We start from the raw sequence: 13,867 nt of genomic DNA, 5'->3' as shown, positions 1-13,867 counted from the left end.
GTCGGAACATAATGAATTTTAAGGGGCAGCTTCTTTTGCTCCCCCCTTCGCAAGGGAGGGAGCTTAGGCTCTCTTCATTTATTCTGCAAATAGCTGGTCATACACATGCTGTAAATGGCGGCTCATTCTTGCCCGCGCCCCTGCGCCATCTTTCGCCAAAATGGCGTCCAGGATCCCCTGATGATCGGCATTCATTTCACGGGCGAAATCCACTTCGGTGTAATGACTCTCCAGGCGCATAAACCGGCGTGAACGTCGCTTATCCCACAAATATCCCATCATATCGTGCAGCACTTCGTTGCCGGTCATTTCGCTGATCATCATATGAAAGCGGCGATCGGCTTCGAGGAAGGCGTCGTTATTAGCATTCAGTTCGTTTAATTCGCGGGCGATGGCTTTTAGCTTTTCGCGCTGATCGTCAGTGCCGTTAATTGCCGCCAGTTCTGCTGTCATCGATTCATAAACCTGACGTGCTTTTACCAGTGATTGCAGGCTGAATTCCTCTTCGGTATTCACCGTTTGCACCGCAGGTGTGGCCTGTGGCAGCGGATCGCTGACATATACGCCGTTGCCGGTGCGGATTTCCACCCAGCCGGTGATTTCCAGTGCAATCAGGGCTTCACGAATGGATGAACGGCTGACCCCCAGCTGTTTGGATAAATCGCGCTCAGAAGGGATCATCGCGCCCGGCGCAAACTGACCGGTATTAATGCAATTAATCAAGACATTAGAAATCTGGCGATACAGCCGTTCAACTTTAAGGGTGGGTAATGCCATTATTTTCTCCGTGTTCATGCTGAATCCCAGATCTGTTATCCCGATCACATTAAAGATCGGTTTGATGCTGAATCATATGTCGGTCTGATGGCCTGACCAGCAGACCACCTGACCAGACCGCGCATTAAGATTGAACTTATCACCGGCCATGCGTCAACTACATTCAGACAGTCAGTTAACAATTTTAAGGAAAACACATGGAACAGACATGGCGTTGGTACGGCCCGAACGATCCGGTTTCACTTGATGATGTGCGTCAGGCTGGCGCAACCGGCGTGGTTACCGCCCTGCACCATATCCCGAACGGTGAAGTCTGGCCGGTGGAAGAAATTCAGAAACGCAAGTCCATAATTGAAGCCAAAGGGCTGGTATGGTCTGTCGTGGAAAGCATTCCGGTGCATGAGGAAATTAAAACCCGTAGCGGAGATGTTGAAAAACATATTGCTAACTATCAGCAATCTATCCGCAACCTGGCGGAATGCGGCATCGATACAGTCTGCTATAACTTCATGCCGGTTCTGGACTGGACACGCACGGATCTCGGCTATTTACTGCCGGATGGTTCACGCGCCCTGCGCTTCGACCATATCGCGTTTGCGGCTTTTGAATTGCATCTGCTCAAGCGCGAAGGCGCGACTTCTTATTACAGCGCGGATGAGCAAAAACAAGCGGCCGAATACTTTGCGGCAATGACACAGGCGGATAAAGATCAGCTGGTGTCTAATATTATTGCCGGTTTGCCGGGTGCGGAAGAAGGCTACACACTGGATCAGTTCCGTGCACGTCTGGCCACTTACGACGGTATTGATAAAGCGAAATTGCGTGAAAACATGGCGCATTTCCTGCGCAGCATTGTGCCGGTTGCCGAGCAATGTGGATTGAGTCTGGCGGTTCACCCTGATGATCCTCCGCGCCCTATCCTCGGCCTGCCGCGTATTATTTCCACCATCGAAGATATGCAATGGCTGAAAGAAACGGTCGACAGTATTCACAACGGTTTCTGCTTCTGCACCGGTTCTTACGGCGTGCGTGAAGATAATGATCTGGTGAAAATGATGACCACCTATGCCGACCGCGTGCATTTCATTCATCTGCGTGCGACGCAGCGGGAAGACGTACCGGGAAGCTTCCATGAAGCAGACCATTTAGACGGTGATGTGGATATGGTGGCGGTAATCAAAGCGATTCTGACCGAAGAGCAAACCCGTCGCCGCGCGGGCAATCTGCGCGCTATCCCGATGCGTCCGGATCACGGCCATCAGATGCTGGATGATTTGCATAAGAAAACCAATCCGGGTTATTCAGCGATTGGACGCCTGCGGGGACTGGCAGAACTGCGGGGTGTGGAGCGGGCTTTGAAACAAAGCTTCTTTAGCGAATGAATTCGCACTTCTTAATAACTGAATTGTGAAATTTCGGTTTTTCAATAACGGTTATCAATCGGCCTTTCGCGCCGAAACCGACCAAAGAGGGCTATGACGAGCCCTCTTTGGGATCTCCACGTCTTGAACTGCGCGCTCTGCTCGTGGCTATGTTTCAGGCAGCGCCGCGACAGGCTGGAAAGCTTGCCGCTTTGCGGTGCCTTCACTCGGTCTTCGAGCCTCAAGTCTCGAAGCCGCTCCGTTCAGCAAGCTTTCTGAATCGCCCCTGACTTTTTTAAAAGACAAAATCACAATGAGTGAGGTTGTGAAGTATAAGCCTGGGGCCGGTTCCAAAATACCGCCGGACGAGAGGTGGAAAACCGCGCGTCTTTTTGCGCGGGTTGTAACCCGAAGGGAGGGAACCGCGCAGCGGCGGGATTTTGCGGCTATCGCTGTGATGCCTGAAACATAGCCAGCGAGCAAAGCGCGCAGTAAAAAGAGCCTGGGATTCTTAAGGGTGGTGGCGATAAGCCACCCTTAAGGCCAGTTTGGGTGGCAACCCAAGGTTTTAAGGTCGCCCCTTTTGCAGCGGCCCCCTCTGCAAACTCAAAAATGATACGCCACCGCGTTTTCCTGCTCCGGCCACGGATGGGATTTATACGGCTTGGCCGGATAGTTGATCTCGACACTCCGGCGGCGGAAATCACTCGGGCTCACCCCGACACGTTTCCGGAATACCCGTGAGAAATACAACTGATCATCGTATCCCACCACGCGGCCAATCGTCGCGATGGATTCCTGTGTGGTCTGCAATAATAATTTGGCGCGGATTACCCGCTGATCTTCGCGCCAGCGCAGGATATTGATCCCGACCTGCTCACGGAATAAATGCGCCAGCCGTGAGGGTGAGAGGCAAACGTGTCGGGCAACTTCATCAATCCGCAATTCACCCGCCAGATTGCCGGTAATAAACTGACAGGCTTCGATAACACGCGGATCCATAATTTTTTGCGGGCTCTGCGGATCTTCTTCCATGGCGCGCAGCAACAAACGCTCCAGAAGATTCATCCCCAGCTCTTCACAAAAACGTCGCCCCGATTTCTGCGTTTGTTCGATGTTGGCAAACAAACGGTCAAATTCCAGCAACAAAGTGTTATTCGGTAAAGAAAGACGCCCGACGTCGCGGGTTTTGGTGTGCCATTCGAGCCAGTCAGCCCAGTAGGCGCGCGGGCGGAAATAAACCCAGCGGTGATACCAGGAATCAGCGTTAGCAGACCGGCTGTAAAGATGACGGGCTTTCGGCGGGAATAGCAGCAGATCGCCGGGGTTGCAGTAGAAGGTATCTTCGCCGTCGAAGACTTTCCCCTGCCCCTTCACCGTCAGGTTAAGGATATAGCCCTTCATGCCGCCGGGACGGTCAATGGCAAAATCCAGTGGCCCGTCAGCAAGGATTGGTGTCATACCGGCGACCAGATAGGCATTGAAACTGTAACCCGGTAACAGCGGATTTTGCTGCTGATCCTGAATCATACGGTGATACATCGAACCTCCTGAAACTTCACATGGCTATGGACTTTTCATCTATTCTAACCGGCAGTGAAAACGCTGCCAGTAAAGGTTACTATATTGTGAACAAACACGCGTTTTCCCGGCATTTAACCCGTGATAGCGCTAAATGCCGGACGATGACAGGATGAAAGCGTTATCACAAAATCCGATTAAACGGTCTTTTTCGCTTTCTGTTTGTAGCGGTCAAAGATCACCGCCGCCAGCAGGATCAAACCACGAACCACATACTGCGAGAACGGAGAAATATTCAGCAGGTTCATCGCATTTTCCACGGTACCCAGAATAAGGATCCCGGAAACAACATAGGAAATTTTGCCGATGCCGCCTTTCAGGGAAACGCCCCCCAGCACGCAGGCAGAAATAACGATCAATTCGAAGCCCAGTGAGGTCATGGGCTGGCCGCTGGTCATGCGTGACGCCAGAATGATGCCCGCCGCCGCTGACACCAGCCCGGAGAGCACGAAGATGATGATTTTTGTACGCACCACCGGCACACCGGCCAGACGCGCCGCATCTTCATTACCGCCAATCGCCAGCGTGTTACGCCCGAAAGTGGTTTTGTTCAGCAACAGACCAAAGATGATCAGACAACCGACCGTCAGCCAGATGGGCGCAGGCAACCCCAGCCAGTTGGCGTAACCCAGAGTGAAGAAACGTTCGTCTTCGATACCCACCGCTTTACCATCGGAAATGATGTACGCCAGACCGCGCACGATCTGCATGGTGGCAAGCGTGGTGATCAGCGCATTGATTTTCAGGCGGGCGATAACAAAACCGTTGAGCAAACCGGTCAGCATACCGAGCAGTAAACCGGCAGCGACACCGATCCACAAGCTTTCGGTCATATTGATTACCACGGCGGTCGTGACGCCCGCACAGGCAATCACCGACGCAACTGACAAATCGAAGTCACCGGAAGCCAGGCAGAACAGCATCCCGCAAGCCACCATCCCGGACATTGAAATCGCCAGCCCTAACCCTTTCATATTGATGAAAGAACTGAAGTTGGGCACGAAAATGGTACAGGCAATAAACAGCACGGCGAACACCACTAACATGCCGTAACTGTCCCAGATACGCATCAGCCCCTGGCCGCCGCGTGAGGCGGCTGAAGGTTGATCCGGTTTAGCTGAATTGGTCGTCATACTCGACATAATATTTTGCTCCTCAGTCAGGCAGCGTCATGGGCAGAATCAAGAACGGGTGTCCGCAACATGGCGAGCCCCAGCGCTTTTTCTTCGGTGGCGTCGTCATGCAACAGTTCGCCGGAGATTGCACCTTCGCGCATCACCACAATCCTGTCGGCCAGACCCAGCACTTCCGGTAAATCACTGGACGCAAACAGCACCGCAATGCCTTGTTTTGCCAGTGAATAAATCACATTGTAGATTTCATGCTTAGCACCAACGTCAATACCGCGCGTCGGTTCATCCAGCAAAATGACTTTCATTTCTTCCGATAACCAGCGACCCAGAATGGCCTTTTGCTGATTACCCCCCGAAAGATTCATGATCAGTTGCTGATCGCTGGGGGTTTTGATATTCAGCGCATCAATATGTTTACGCGCATTCTTCGCTTCCCAGGCGTTGTTGATCAGACACCCTGCTTTGACTGTTTTGCGACGGGCGCTGATGTTGATGTTGTCACGCACCGAGTGCACAGGAATGATGCCGTCAGCCTTGCGGTCTTCCGGACATAGCATGATGCCCTGGCGGATAGCATCCGCCGGTTTGCGGATATTCAGCGCTACGCCGTCGAGCCGGACGGTGCCACCGGTAATCCGCGTGCCGCCGAATAAGCCTTTCATCAGCTCACTGCGCCCTGCGCCCACCAGCCCGAACAGGCCGACGATTTCACCCTGGCGTACAGTGAGGCTGACCGGTGTTCTCACGCCCGGTGCTTTCACCTCTTCCAGTTCAAGGCGGATTTCGCCATGCGGACGCGGTGCGTAACCGTAAATGTCATCGAGATTACGGCCAACCATCGCCTGCACCAGTTTGCTGTTATCCACCTGCGTCATATCGTCGAAGGTGCGGACATAACGCCCGTCTTTGAAAACAGTGACAGCGTCACTTAATGCGAAAATTTCTTCCATGCGGTGCGAGACATATAAAATCACGCGCCCTTCAGCACGTAACTCACGGATAACACGGAATAACTGTTCAATTTCACGGGCGGAAAGTGAACTGGTCGGCTCATCGAACGCAATAATTTTGGCATTACGTGCCAGCGCTTTAGCAATTTCAACCATCTGCCACTGGCCGATGGAAAGATATTTCAGCGGCGTATCGGGGTCGATATCCAGTCCGAGATGTTCAAGCTGAATTTTGGCTTCGTAACGCAGCAATTTTCGGTTCACGAAACCATGTTTGCTCGGTAACTGGCCGAGATAAATGTTCTCTGCCACCGTCATTTCCGGCACCAGATGTAATTCCTGATAAATAATCGCCACACCGGCATCGAGCGCATCCGTGGTATGGCTGAATGCGACCGGCTGGCCTTTGATGTGAATATTGCCCTGGGAAGGCTGATAGTTCCCGCTGAGGATTTTCAACAGCGTAGATTTACCCGCGCCGTTTTCGCCCATCAACGCATGGATCTGCCCGGCATAACAATTGAAAGAAATCCCGTCCAGCGCTTTCACGCCAGGAAAAGTTTTGCCAATGTCATGGAATTCCAGATACGGCCTGGCCGCATCAAACTCCGTCAGGGACGGTGTCAGCAAAGGCGTCTTATTATCGAAAGATTGCTGAGTCATAGTGGCTACCTGGAAGTTGAGTAAGTATGGATGCACGCCGCTGCACAGCAGAAAACAGTTCGTAAAACTTCCTGTCGTCCACTCTGCAGCAGCGTCTCTCCCCTTCATACTTCAAGTCGCAGATGCGTTGGCTACGCTTACTCACCCGAATCACTTACTTATGTAAGCTCATCGGGACTCGCTCACTTGCCGCCTTCCTGCAACTCGAATTATTTAGGGGTATTGCTTGTTTCAACCACATCTGAAGATCACATAAGACCTTTCTTCTTCAACTCTTCTTTGAAGTTGTCGCGGGTAATCAGAACAACATCAGTCACTTCGGTAAATTTCGGTGGTTCAACGCCTTTGGTGACCCATTCATTCAGCATCTGGATACTTTTGTAACCATGGATATCCGGGCTAGGTAACAGGGAACCGTAGAAACCGGTTTGGGCACTTTTTGACAACTCATTCACCGCATCCACGCCGTTGATGCCGATGCCGATGACGTTAGCGGCTTTAAAGCCCTGACCTTCGGTTGCACGAACGCCACCTAATACCGTGTTGTCGTTCATGCCGATGATCAGCCAGTTTTTCACTTCAGGATGTTGCACCAGCAGGGAGTTACCGGCATCCAGTGCGCCCGGTATGTCGTTAGATTTGGTCGGGACTTTATAGATTTGTTTTTCCGGGAATCCGGCTGCTTTCAACGCATCCATCGAACCGGAGGTGCGGCGGCGCGCCGTATCGAGTTCATCTGCCGTAATGGCCATCACCCCGGTATCAGCCACTTTCCAGCCACGTTTTTGCATTTCTTTGTACAGTTCCTGCCCCTGACGTTCGCCGATTTTGGTCGCGGCCATCATAACTAACGGCACTTCTTCCATTGGCTTGCCTTTGGCATTCACAAACTGGTCATCCACCTGGATGACTTTCATGTCATAGCTGCGCGCTTTCGCCATGATGGCAGGTCCGAGACGCGGATCCGGTGTACAGATGACAAAACCTTTCGCCCCGTTGGCCGCCAGGCTGTCAATCGCATTCAACGTTTTTTCACCATCCGGCACGGCGATTTTAATGACGTCGAAGTGGAGATCCTTACCGGCTTTATCTGCGAACCGCCATTCAGTCTGGAACCACGGCTCTTCCGGCTGTTTAACCAGGAATCCCAGCTTCGGATTCTCAGCGGCCATAGCTGAATGTGACATAAGGGCAGCTAACCCGACCGCCGCTAATGCCTTAGTGAATTTATGCATGATGTTCTCCGACTTTTATTGTTGTTTTTCACAATCGCAGTCTTACATCGGGTGGTTTACCGCAATCGTGAAAACGTTATCAGTAGCGTAAAGAAACAAAGTGAAAGTGCGGCGAAGTCCGGTTTTATAGAGGATTTACGTCACACTCTCTTGTAAGACGGGTTAAGTTTTAGCGGTAATTTTGCAACGGAATGTAGAGCGCTATCACACGGCGGGAAAACAGCAGGTTTGTGCATAGATATAGCGATTTTAGCCAAACGCTAACATTTGACCAACCTCACAGAAACATCATTGGGAGCAGATTTGTGCATACTTCCAGCTAACGCCTCCTCACTCACTTTTTTGCATCCTCCTACTGTTAGAGCAATTCGATTCGCCGCCGTAATGACTACGGCAAACCTGAAGGAGTGAGAAAGAATGACGCAAGGTGCGATTGCTCTTGGTCTTGATTTTGGCAGCGATTCCGTCCGTGCCCTGGCAGTGGATTGCCAGACCGGTGCCGAGATGGAAACCGATGTGGTTTATTATCCGCGCTGGAATGAAGGTCGCTATTGTGATGCGGCAAAAAATCAGTTCCGCCACCACCCGCTCGACTACATAGAGGCAATGGAACAGGCGATTAAAAATGTGGTGCAACGTCTGGGCAGCGAACGTGCTGCGCGCGTGGTGGGTATCGGTGTTGATTCCACCGGTTCAACCCCCGCCCCTGTCGATAAAGAAGGCAACATTCTGGCGCTGAAACCGGAATTCGCCGAAAACCCCAACGCCATGTTCGTGCTCTGGAAAGATCACACAGCCATAGAAGAAGCCGAAGAGATCAACCGTCTTTGTCGCAGCGGCAATTTCCCTGACTATTCCCGTTATATCGGCGGCGTTTATTCCTCAGAATGGTTCTGGGCAAAAATCCTGCATGTATCGCGTGAAGATGCGGCGGTTAAACAAGCCGCTGCCTCGTGGGTCGAATTGTGCGACTGGGTGCCCGCCCTGCTTTCCGGCACCACCGCGCCGGATAAAGTGGTGCGCGGACGTTGCAGCGCCGGACATAAAATGCTCTGGCATCCGTCATGGGGCGGTCTGCCACCCAAAGATTTCTTTGCCGCACTTGATCCGTTGCTGGTTGAACATCTGCCGTATCCGCTGTTTACCGATACCGTTACCGCCGAACAGGCTGTTGGCACACTCACGCCTGAATGGGCCGAACGTCTTGGCTTACCGGCCAGCGTGGTGCTGTCGGGCGGTGCATTCGACTGCCATATGGGTGCCGTCGGAGCGGGTGCACAACCTTATACGCTGGTCAAAGTGATCGGCACTTCCACCTGCGACATTCTCATTGCCGATAAAGAACGCGTCAATGACCGTGCTATTGCCGGCATCTGCGGGCAGGTCGAAGGCAGCGTGGTACCGGACATGATCGGAATGGAAGCCGGACAATCCGCTTTCGGCGACATGTATGCCTGGTTCAGCCGTCTTCTGAGCTGGCCGCTGATTCAGGCAGCCAAAGCGCATCCTGAAATGGCACCGCAACTGACCAGCCTGCAAAAAAATCTGCTGACCGATCTCACTGCTGCCTGGGCGGCAAATCCGAAACTGGATCATCTGCCGCTGGTGCTCGACTGGTTTAACGGCCGCCGCACACCGTTTGCCAACCAGCGTCTGAAAGGTGTCATTACCGATATCAATCTGGGCACAGAGGCGCCGGAACTGTTCGGCGGTTTTATTGCGGCGACCGCTTTTGGCGCACGCGCCATCATGGAATGTTTCGAACAGCAGGATATTCCGGTGGAAAACGTGCTTACCCTCGGCGGCATCGCGCGTAAATCGCCGGTCATCATGCAGGTTTGTGCTGATGCCATGAACCGTCCGCTGCAAATTGTCGCCTCGGATCAGTGCTGCGCGCTGGGTGCCGCGATTTTTGCCGCTGTCGCCGCCGGGGAATTCAACGATGTCCCTGCCGCTCAGGAAAAAATGGCCTGTAGCATTGAACGCACACTGCTGCCGGATCCGCAGCGCGTTGAGCAATATCAGCGTCTGTACACACGTTATCAGCAATGGTGTGCCACGACAGAACCACTGTTTGCAGCAAAACCGGCACATTAATTCGTATTTTACCTATCCGATATTCAGGAGTCATAAATGGACGCGTTTAAACATCTCGAAGTGTGGTTCGCCATTGGCAGTCAGCATCTGTATGGTCCCCAGGCATTACGTCAGGTAAAAGAGAACGCCGAGAAGGTGGTCAGTAGCCTGAACAGCGAAGCCGGGTTGCCGATCAAACTGGTGCTCAAACCGCTGGTGACCACGCCGGACGAAATCACCGCGTTATGCCGTGAAGCTAACTATGACAATGCCTGTGTGGGCATCATCACCTGGCTGCATACGTTCTCACCGGCCAAAATGTGGATCGCCGGGCTGAGCATTCTGCATAAGCCGCTGATGCAGTTCCATACCCAGTTCAACGCCGAAATCCCCTGGGAAACCATGGACATGGATTTCATGAACCTGAACCAGACTGCGCACGGTGGCCGTGAATTCGGCTTCATCGGTGCCCGTATGCGCCAGCAACATACCGTAGTGGCCGGTCACTGGCAGGACGGTGAATCTCATCGCCGTATCGCTCAGTGGATGCGGGTTGCTGCCGCGAAAAACGAAAGTCAGCATCTGAAAGTGGCACGTTTTGGCGATAACATGCGTGAAGTTGCGGTCACCGAAGGCGATAAAGTGGCTGCGCAAATCCAGTTCGGTTACAGCATCAGCGCCTACGGTATTGGTGACCTGGTCAGCGTAATCAACGAAGTCAGCAAAGGCGACGTCGATACGCTGGTAGAAGAATACGAAGCCACCTATCGTCTGACGGATGCGGTAAAACTCAACGGCGAACGTCGTGAAAATCTGCTGGATGCCGCCAAAATTGAACTCGGCATGACCCGCTTCCTCGAGCAGGGTAAATTCGGCGCGTTCACGACCAACTTTGAAGACCTGCACGGTATGAAACAACTGCCGGGGCTGGCCGTTCAGCGTCTGATGCAGAAAGGCTACGGCTTTGGTGGCGAGGGTGACTGGAAAACATCTGCCCTGCTGCGCATCATGAAAGTGATGGCCAGCGGTCTGAAAGGCGGCACGTCTTTCATGGAGGATTACACCTACCACTTCAAGCCGGGCAGTGATCTGGTGGTGGGCTCGCACATGCTGGAAGTGTGTCCGTCGATTGCCAAAGAAGAGAAACCGCTGCTTGACGCGCAATATCTCGGCATAGGTGGTAAAGCGGATCCGGCACGTCTGATTTTCTCCACGCCAGCGGGTCCGGCGGTCAATGCCAGCGTCATCGATATGGGCGACCGCTTCCGTCTTCTGGTCAACCTGGTGGATACCATCGAACAACCGCATCCGCTGCCAAAACTGCCGGTTGCCCGCGCTATCTGGAAAGCCCAGCCATCACTGGCGACAGCAGCAGAAGCCTGGATCCTCGGCGGCGGCGCACACCATACCGTGTTCTCACAGGCACTGGATATCGACGCGCTGCGGTTATATGCAGAGCTTTCCGGGATTGAACTGCTGGTGATTGATAACGAGACGACGCTGCCGGACTTCAAAAATCAGATCCGGTGGAATGAGGTGTATTACAAGCTTTGCAGCCGCTGATTTATTTGCAGAAGGCCGCTGCAATGGCGGCTTACACTGCTAAAGCGAGTTAGCGTAAATTTCGGTTTCTTACGTGCGGTGATCACTTAACGCGCTGCGCCGAAACCGCCCAAAAGGGGAAAGTGCTTTTCCCCTTTTGGATTTCCCCACGCTTTTTCAACACGCGCTTCGCTCGCTGGCTATGTTTCAGTTGCCGCGGCGACAGGCTGGAAATCTTGCCGCTACGCGGTACCTTCATTTCGGGGTTGCAGCCTCAGGTCTGCAACCTCTCATTTAGCAAGCTTTCTGAACCGCCGCACGATCTTAAATTCAAAAACAGAATGAATTTATATTTTCAGAAAAGTGTATTGGCGTGATCAAAAATGGCACCGAATGAACGGTTCGAGACCTATGGCTCGAGCCGAGCGGAGCGAGACAACGTCACGAAGTGACGGCCCGAAGGGCGAGGCCGTAGGCCGAGTAAACCTGAAATTCGGGAATCGCGAAGCGATGACATTTTGCGCCACTCACCAATGCATCAGAACATGTCCGTCATACCCGCGACAGCGCGCAGTGAAAAAGCGCGGAGTCCAGAGGCCCGCGCGTTACCGGGTCTCTGGTCGGTGTGGGCCGACGCCCACGGTTTTGACCTTAAGGCCAGTTTGGGTGGCACCCCAAGGTGTTGTCATCCGTCCGTCACATTCCCCCTTTACGCTCACCAGCACAATTAAGTCCCAAAGAGGATAGTTCCCCACCATGATCATTCCAGCTACCATCAGCGGGAATGCGCCTGCGCGCATGTCTTCTCCTCCCGCTATCGCCATCCATGAGGTCTCCCATTTCTTTGGGAGTCACCCGGTACTCAATCGCGTCAATTTATCGGTGCCCGAAGGCACTATCCTCGCCCTGCTTGGCCCTTCCGGTTGCGGTAAAAGTACGCTGCTGAAAATGCTGGCAGGATTGCTGCATCCGGCGTCGGGGCAGATCAGTTTCGATGGCATAATCGTCGCCAGCGGAAAAATCAATATGCCACCGGAAAAACGCCATCTCGGCATGGCGTTTCAGGATTATGCATTGTGGCCGCATATGACCGTACAGCAGAACGTCGCATTCCCGTTGCAGATGCGCAATATCCGGGGTGCAGCGCAGCAGGAGAAAGTGATGGCAGCGCTGGAACGCGTCGGGTTGGCGGGTTTCGCTTCAAGACGCCCTTCTGAGCTTTCCGGTGGCCAGCAACAGCGCGTGGCACTGGCGAGGGCCATCGTTGCCGAGCCGCGAATTTTACTGTTCGACGAGCCGCTGTCGAATCTTGACCGCGATCTGCGGGAAAGCCTGTGCGAGGAAATGGCAACCCTGTTGCGCCAACTCGGCACCACGGCGGTGTATGTCACCCACGATCAGCACGAAGCTCGTGCACTCGCACACTGCATTGCGCGCATGGACAAAGGCGCAATCGCCAGCGTTGACCCGATTGACCCTTCCGTTGTTTCACCTTTTGTTGCTTAACCTTTGATGGAATGAAAATGATGAACCGCACACACAATAAAACCTCCAAAACGTTTTCCCGTATCCAAACAGGCGTAATGACAGCAATGACTCTTTCTCTCGCAATGGCAGCAGGCAGTGCACAGGCGCTGACGCTCTACACCGCCGGGCCGGGTTCTCTGGCAAAAAAACTGGCAGCCGGATATGAAAAGCAAACCGGCATAAAAGTGGATGTGTTCCAGGCAACGACCGGCAAAGTGATGGCGCGTCTGGAAGCAGAACAGGCAAACCCGCGCGCCGACATCCTTATCTCAGCATCCTGGGATACCGCCACCGATCTCGAACAGCGCGGCTGGTTGCTCGGATACCAAAGCCCGAACGCAGAAAAGGTTCCGGCGCAGTTTAAAACACCGTATTACGTCGCACAGGGAATTTCCGCCCTGGGTATCGTATGGAATACCAAAAGTGGTACTACCGAGCCTAAAGACTGGGGCGATTTAGCCAAACCGGAATTCAAAGACAAAGTCACTACGCCGGATCCGTCACTTTCCGGTGCGTCTCTGGATTTGCTGATCGGGTTACAAAATGCCCACGCACAGCAGGCCTGGAAACTGTTTGAGGATCTGAAAGCCAACGGCATGATCATAGCGGGACCCAACGCACAGGCACTGACGCCGGTCTTACAGGGTGCAAAAGCCGCCGTCTTTGGTGCGGTTGATTATGTATCTTACGCCAGCATGCAGGACGGCGAATCCGTAAAAGTGATTTTCCCGGACAGCGGAACGGTCATCGCGCCGCGCCCGATGATGATCCTCAAATCCAGCCAGCAGCCAAAAGAAGCGAAAGCCTTTATCGATTACGCACTGTCGCCTGAAGGCCAGAAAATGGTGGCTGATGCCTGGCTGATGCCGGCCCGTACCGATATCGACGCCAGACGTCCGTTGTTTAAGTCACTGAAATTGCTTCCGGAAGTTTCTCAGGCTTCTGCGTCACGTAAAGACGTTCTTGACCGTTTTGCGAAGCTGTTCAGCCCGCAGTAATCCTTTCACGGGCTGTTAACCATT

Annotated in this window: 10 protein-coding genes and 1 other RNA gene; 6 read left to right on the top strand and 5 right to left on the bottom strand. The window is 53.3% G+C overall.

The genetic code is table 11. From position 1 onward, the window contains the following. Positions 1-78 precede the first annotated feature (78 nt). Positions 79-777: a FadR/GntR family transcriptional regulator gene (locus ETV65_RS01455; protein WP_129951231.1), complete on the bottom strand. Its 699-nt coding sequence runs from the start codon at positions 775-777 to the stop codon at positions 79-81. 197 nt (positions 778-974) lie between these two features. Between ETV65_RS01455 and uxuA the strand changes: the two genes are divergently transcribed. Further along, positions 975-2,159 (top strand): mannonate dehydratase, encoded by a 1,185-nt coding sequence (gene uxuA / locus ETV65_RS01450; RefSeq protein ID WP_129951230.1) that lies wholly within the window; start codon positions 975-977, stop codon positions 2,157-2,159. A 585-nt stretch (positions 2,160-2,744) separates the two neighbouring features. On the opposite strand, the gene araC is transcribed toward uxuA, so the two are convergent. The 4 genes from araC to ETV65_RS01430 form a co-directional block, all read right to left on the bottom strand. After that, positions 2,745-3,680 carry an arabinose operon transcriptional regulator AraC gene (araC, locus tag ETV65_RS01445; protein WP_095922099.1) on the bottom strand — a complete coding sequence of 312 codons (936 nt, stop codon included), beginning with the start codon at positions 3,678-3,680 and terminating at the stop codon, positions 2,745-2,747. A gap of 176 nt (positions 3,681-3,856) precedes the next feature. After that, positions 3,857-4,861: an L-arabinose ABC transporter permease AraH gene (araH, locus tag ETV65_RS01440; protein WP_013575455.1), complete on the bottom strand. Its 1,005-nt coding sequence runs from the start codon at positions 4,859-4,861 to the stop codon at positions 3,857-3,859. Between the two features lie 17 nt (positions 4,862-4,878). Beyond that, the gene (araG, locus tag ETV65_RS01435) at positions 4,879-6,465 is read right to left on the bottom strand and encodes an L-arabinose ABC transporter ATP-binding protein AraG (protein ID WP_129951229.1); all 1,587 of its coding nucleotides are present in this window, start codon (positions 6,463-6,465) and stop codon (positions 4,879-4,881) included. Between the two features lie 248 nt (positions 6,466-6,713). Continuing rightward, positions 6,714-7,700 carry an arabinose ABC transporter substrate-binding protein gene (locus tag ETV65_RS01430; RefSeq protein ID WP_015697441.1) on the bottom strand — a complete coding sequence of 329 codons (987 nt, stop codon included), beginning with the start codon at positions 7,698-7,700 and terminating at the stop codon, positions 6,714-6,716. Positions 7,701-8,117: 417 nt separating this feature from the next. On the opposite strand from ETV65_RS01430, the gene ETV65_RS01425 reads away from it, so the two are divergent. From ETV65_RS01425 to ETV65_RS01405, 5 genes are all read left to right on the top strand, one after another. Continuing rightward, on the top strand, positions 8,118-9,797 hold the full coding sequence (locus ETV65_RS01425) for a ribulokinase (protein ID WP_129951228.1): 1,680 nt from the start codon (positions 8,118-8,120) through the stop codon (positions 9,795-9,797). 36 nt (positions 9,798-9,833) lie between these two features. Continuing rightward, complete coding sequence (araA, locus tag ETV65_RS01420; protein ID WP_129951227.1) at positions 9,834-11,339, top strand: L-arabinose isomerase; 1,506 nt, start codon at positions 9,834-9,836, stop codon at positions 11,337-11,339. A gap of 380 nt (positions 11,340-11,719) precedes the next feature. After that, positions 11,720-11,801, top strand: a non-coding RNA gene (locus ETV65_RS01415) — RtT sRNA. Positions 11,802-12,074: 273 nt separating this feature from the next. Beyond that, on the top strand, positions 12,075-12,824 hold the full coding sequence (locus ETV65_RS01410) for an ABC transporter ATP-binding protein (protein ID WP_129951226.1): 750 nt from the start codon (positions 12,075-12,077) through the stop codon (positions 12,822-12,824). Positions 12,825-12,901: 77 nt separating this feature from the next. After that, a complete protein-coding gene (locus ETV65_RS01405) occupies positions 12,902-13,843 on the top strand; it encodes an ABC transporter substrate-binding protein (RefSeq protein ID WP_205951558.1) in 942 nt (313 codons plus the stop codon). Positions 13,844-13,867 lie beyond the last annotated feature (24 nt).

This window comes from Rahnella sp. RFA10(1/100), from assembly GCF_004195115.1.
GTDB classification, from domain to species: domain Bacteria; phylum Pseudomonadota; class Gammaproteobacteria; order Enterobacterales; family Enterobacteriaceae; genus Rahnella; species Rahnella perminowiae.
This window is presented reverse-complemented; position numbering and strand designations above follow the sequence as displayed.

What these genes read in the sequence shown, in the direction of transcription:
- uxuA (WP_129951230.1), top strand. Translation starts at nt 975, where the DNA reads ATGGAACAGACATGGCGTTGGTACGGCCCGAACGATCCGGTTTCACTT.
- ETV65_RS01410 (WP_129951226.1), top strand. Translation starts at nt 12,075, where the DNA reads ATGATCATTCCAGCTACCATCAGCGGGAATGCGCCTGCGCGCATGTCT.
- araH (WP_013575455.1), bottom strand. Translation starts at nt 4,861, where the DNA reads ATGTCGAGTATGACGACCAATTCAGCTAAACCGGATCAACCTTCAGCC.
- araC (WP_095922099.1), bottom strand. Translation starts at nt 3,680, where the DNA reads ATGTATCACCGTATGATTCAGGATCAGCAGCAAAATCCGCTGTTACCG.
- araG (WP_129951229.1), bottom strand. Translation starts at nt 6,465, where the DNA reads ATGACTCAGCAATCTTTCGATAATAAGACGCCTTTGCTGACACCGTCC.
- ETV65_RS01430 (WP_015697441.1), bottom strand. Translation starts at nt 7,700, where the DNA reads ATGCATAAATTCACTAAGGCATTAGCGGCGGTCGGGTTAGCTGCCCTT.
- ETV65_RS01425 (WP_129951228.1), top strand. Translation starts at nt 8,118, where the DNA reads ATGACGCAAGGTGCGATTGCTCTTGGTCTTGATTTTGGCAGCGATTCC.
- ETV65_RS01455 (WP_129951231.1), bottom strand. Translation starts at nt 777, where the DNA reads ATGGCATTACCCACCCTTAAAGTTGAACGGCTGTATCGCCAGATTTCT.
- ETV65_RS01405 (WP_205951558.1), top strand. Translation starts at nt 12,902, where the DNA reads ATGACAGCAATGACTCTTTCTCTCGCAATGGCAGCAGGCAGTGCACAG.
- araA (WP_129951227.1), top strand. Translation starts at nt 9,834, where the DNA reads ATGGACGCGTTTAAACATCTCGAAGTGTGGTTCGCCATTGGCAGTCAG.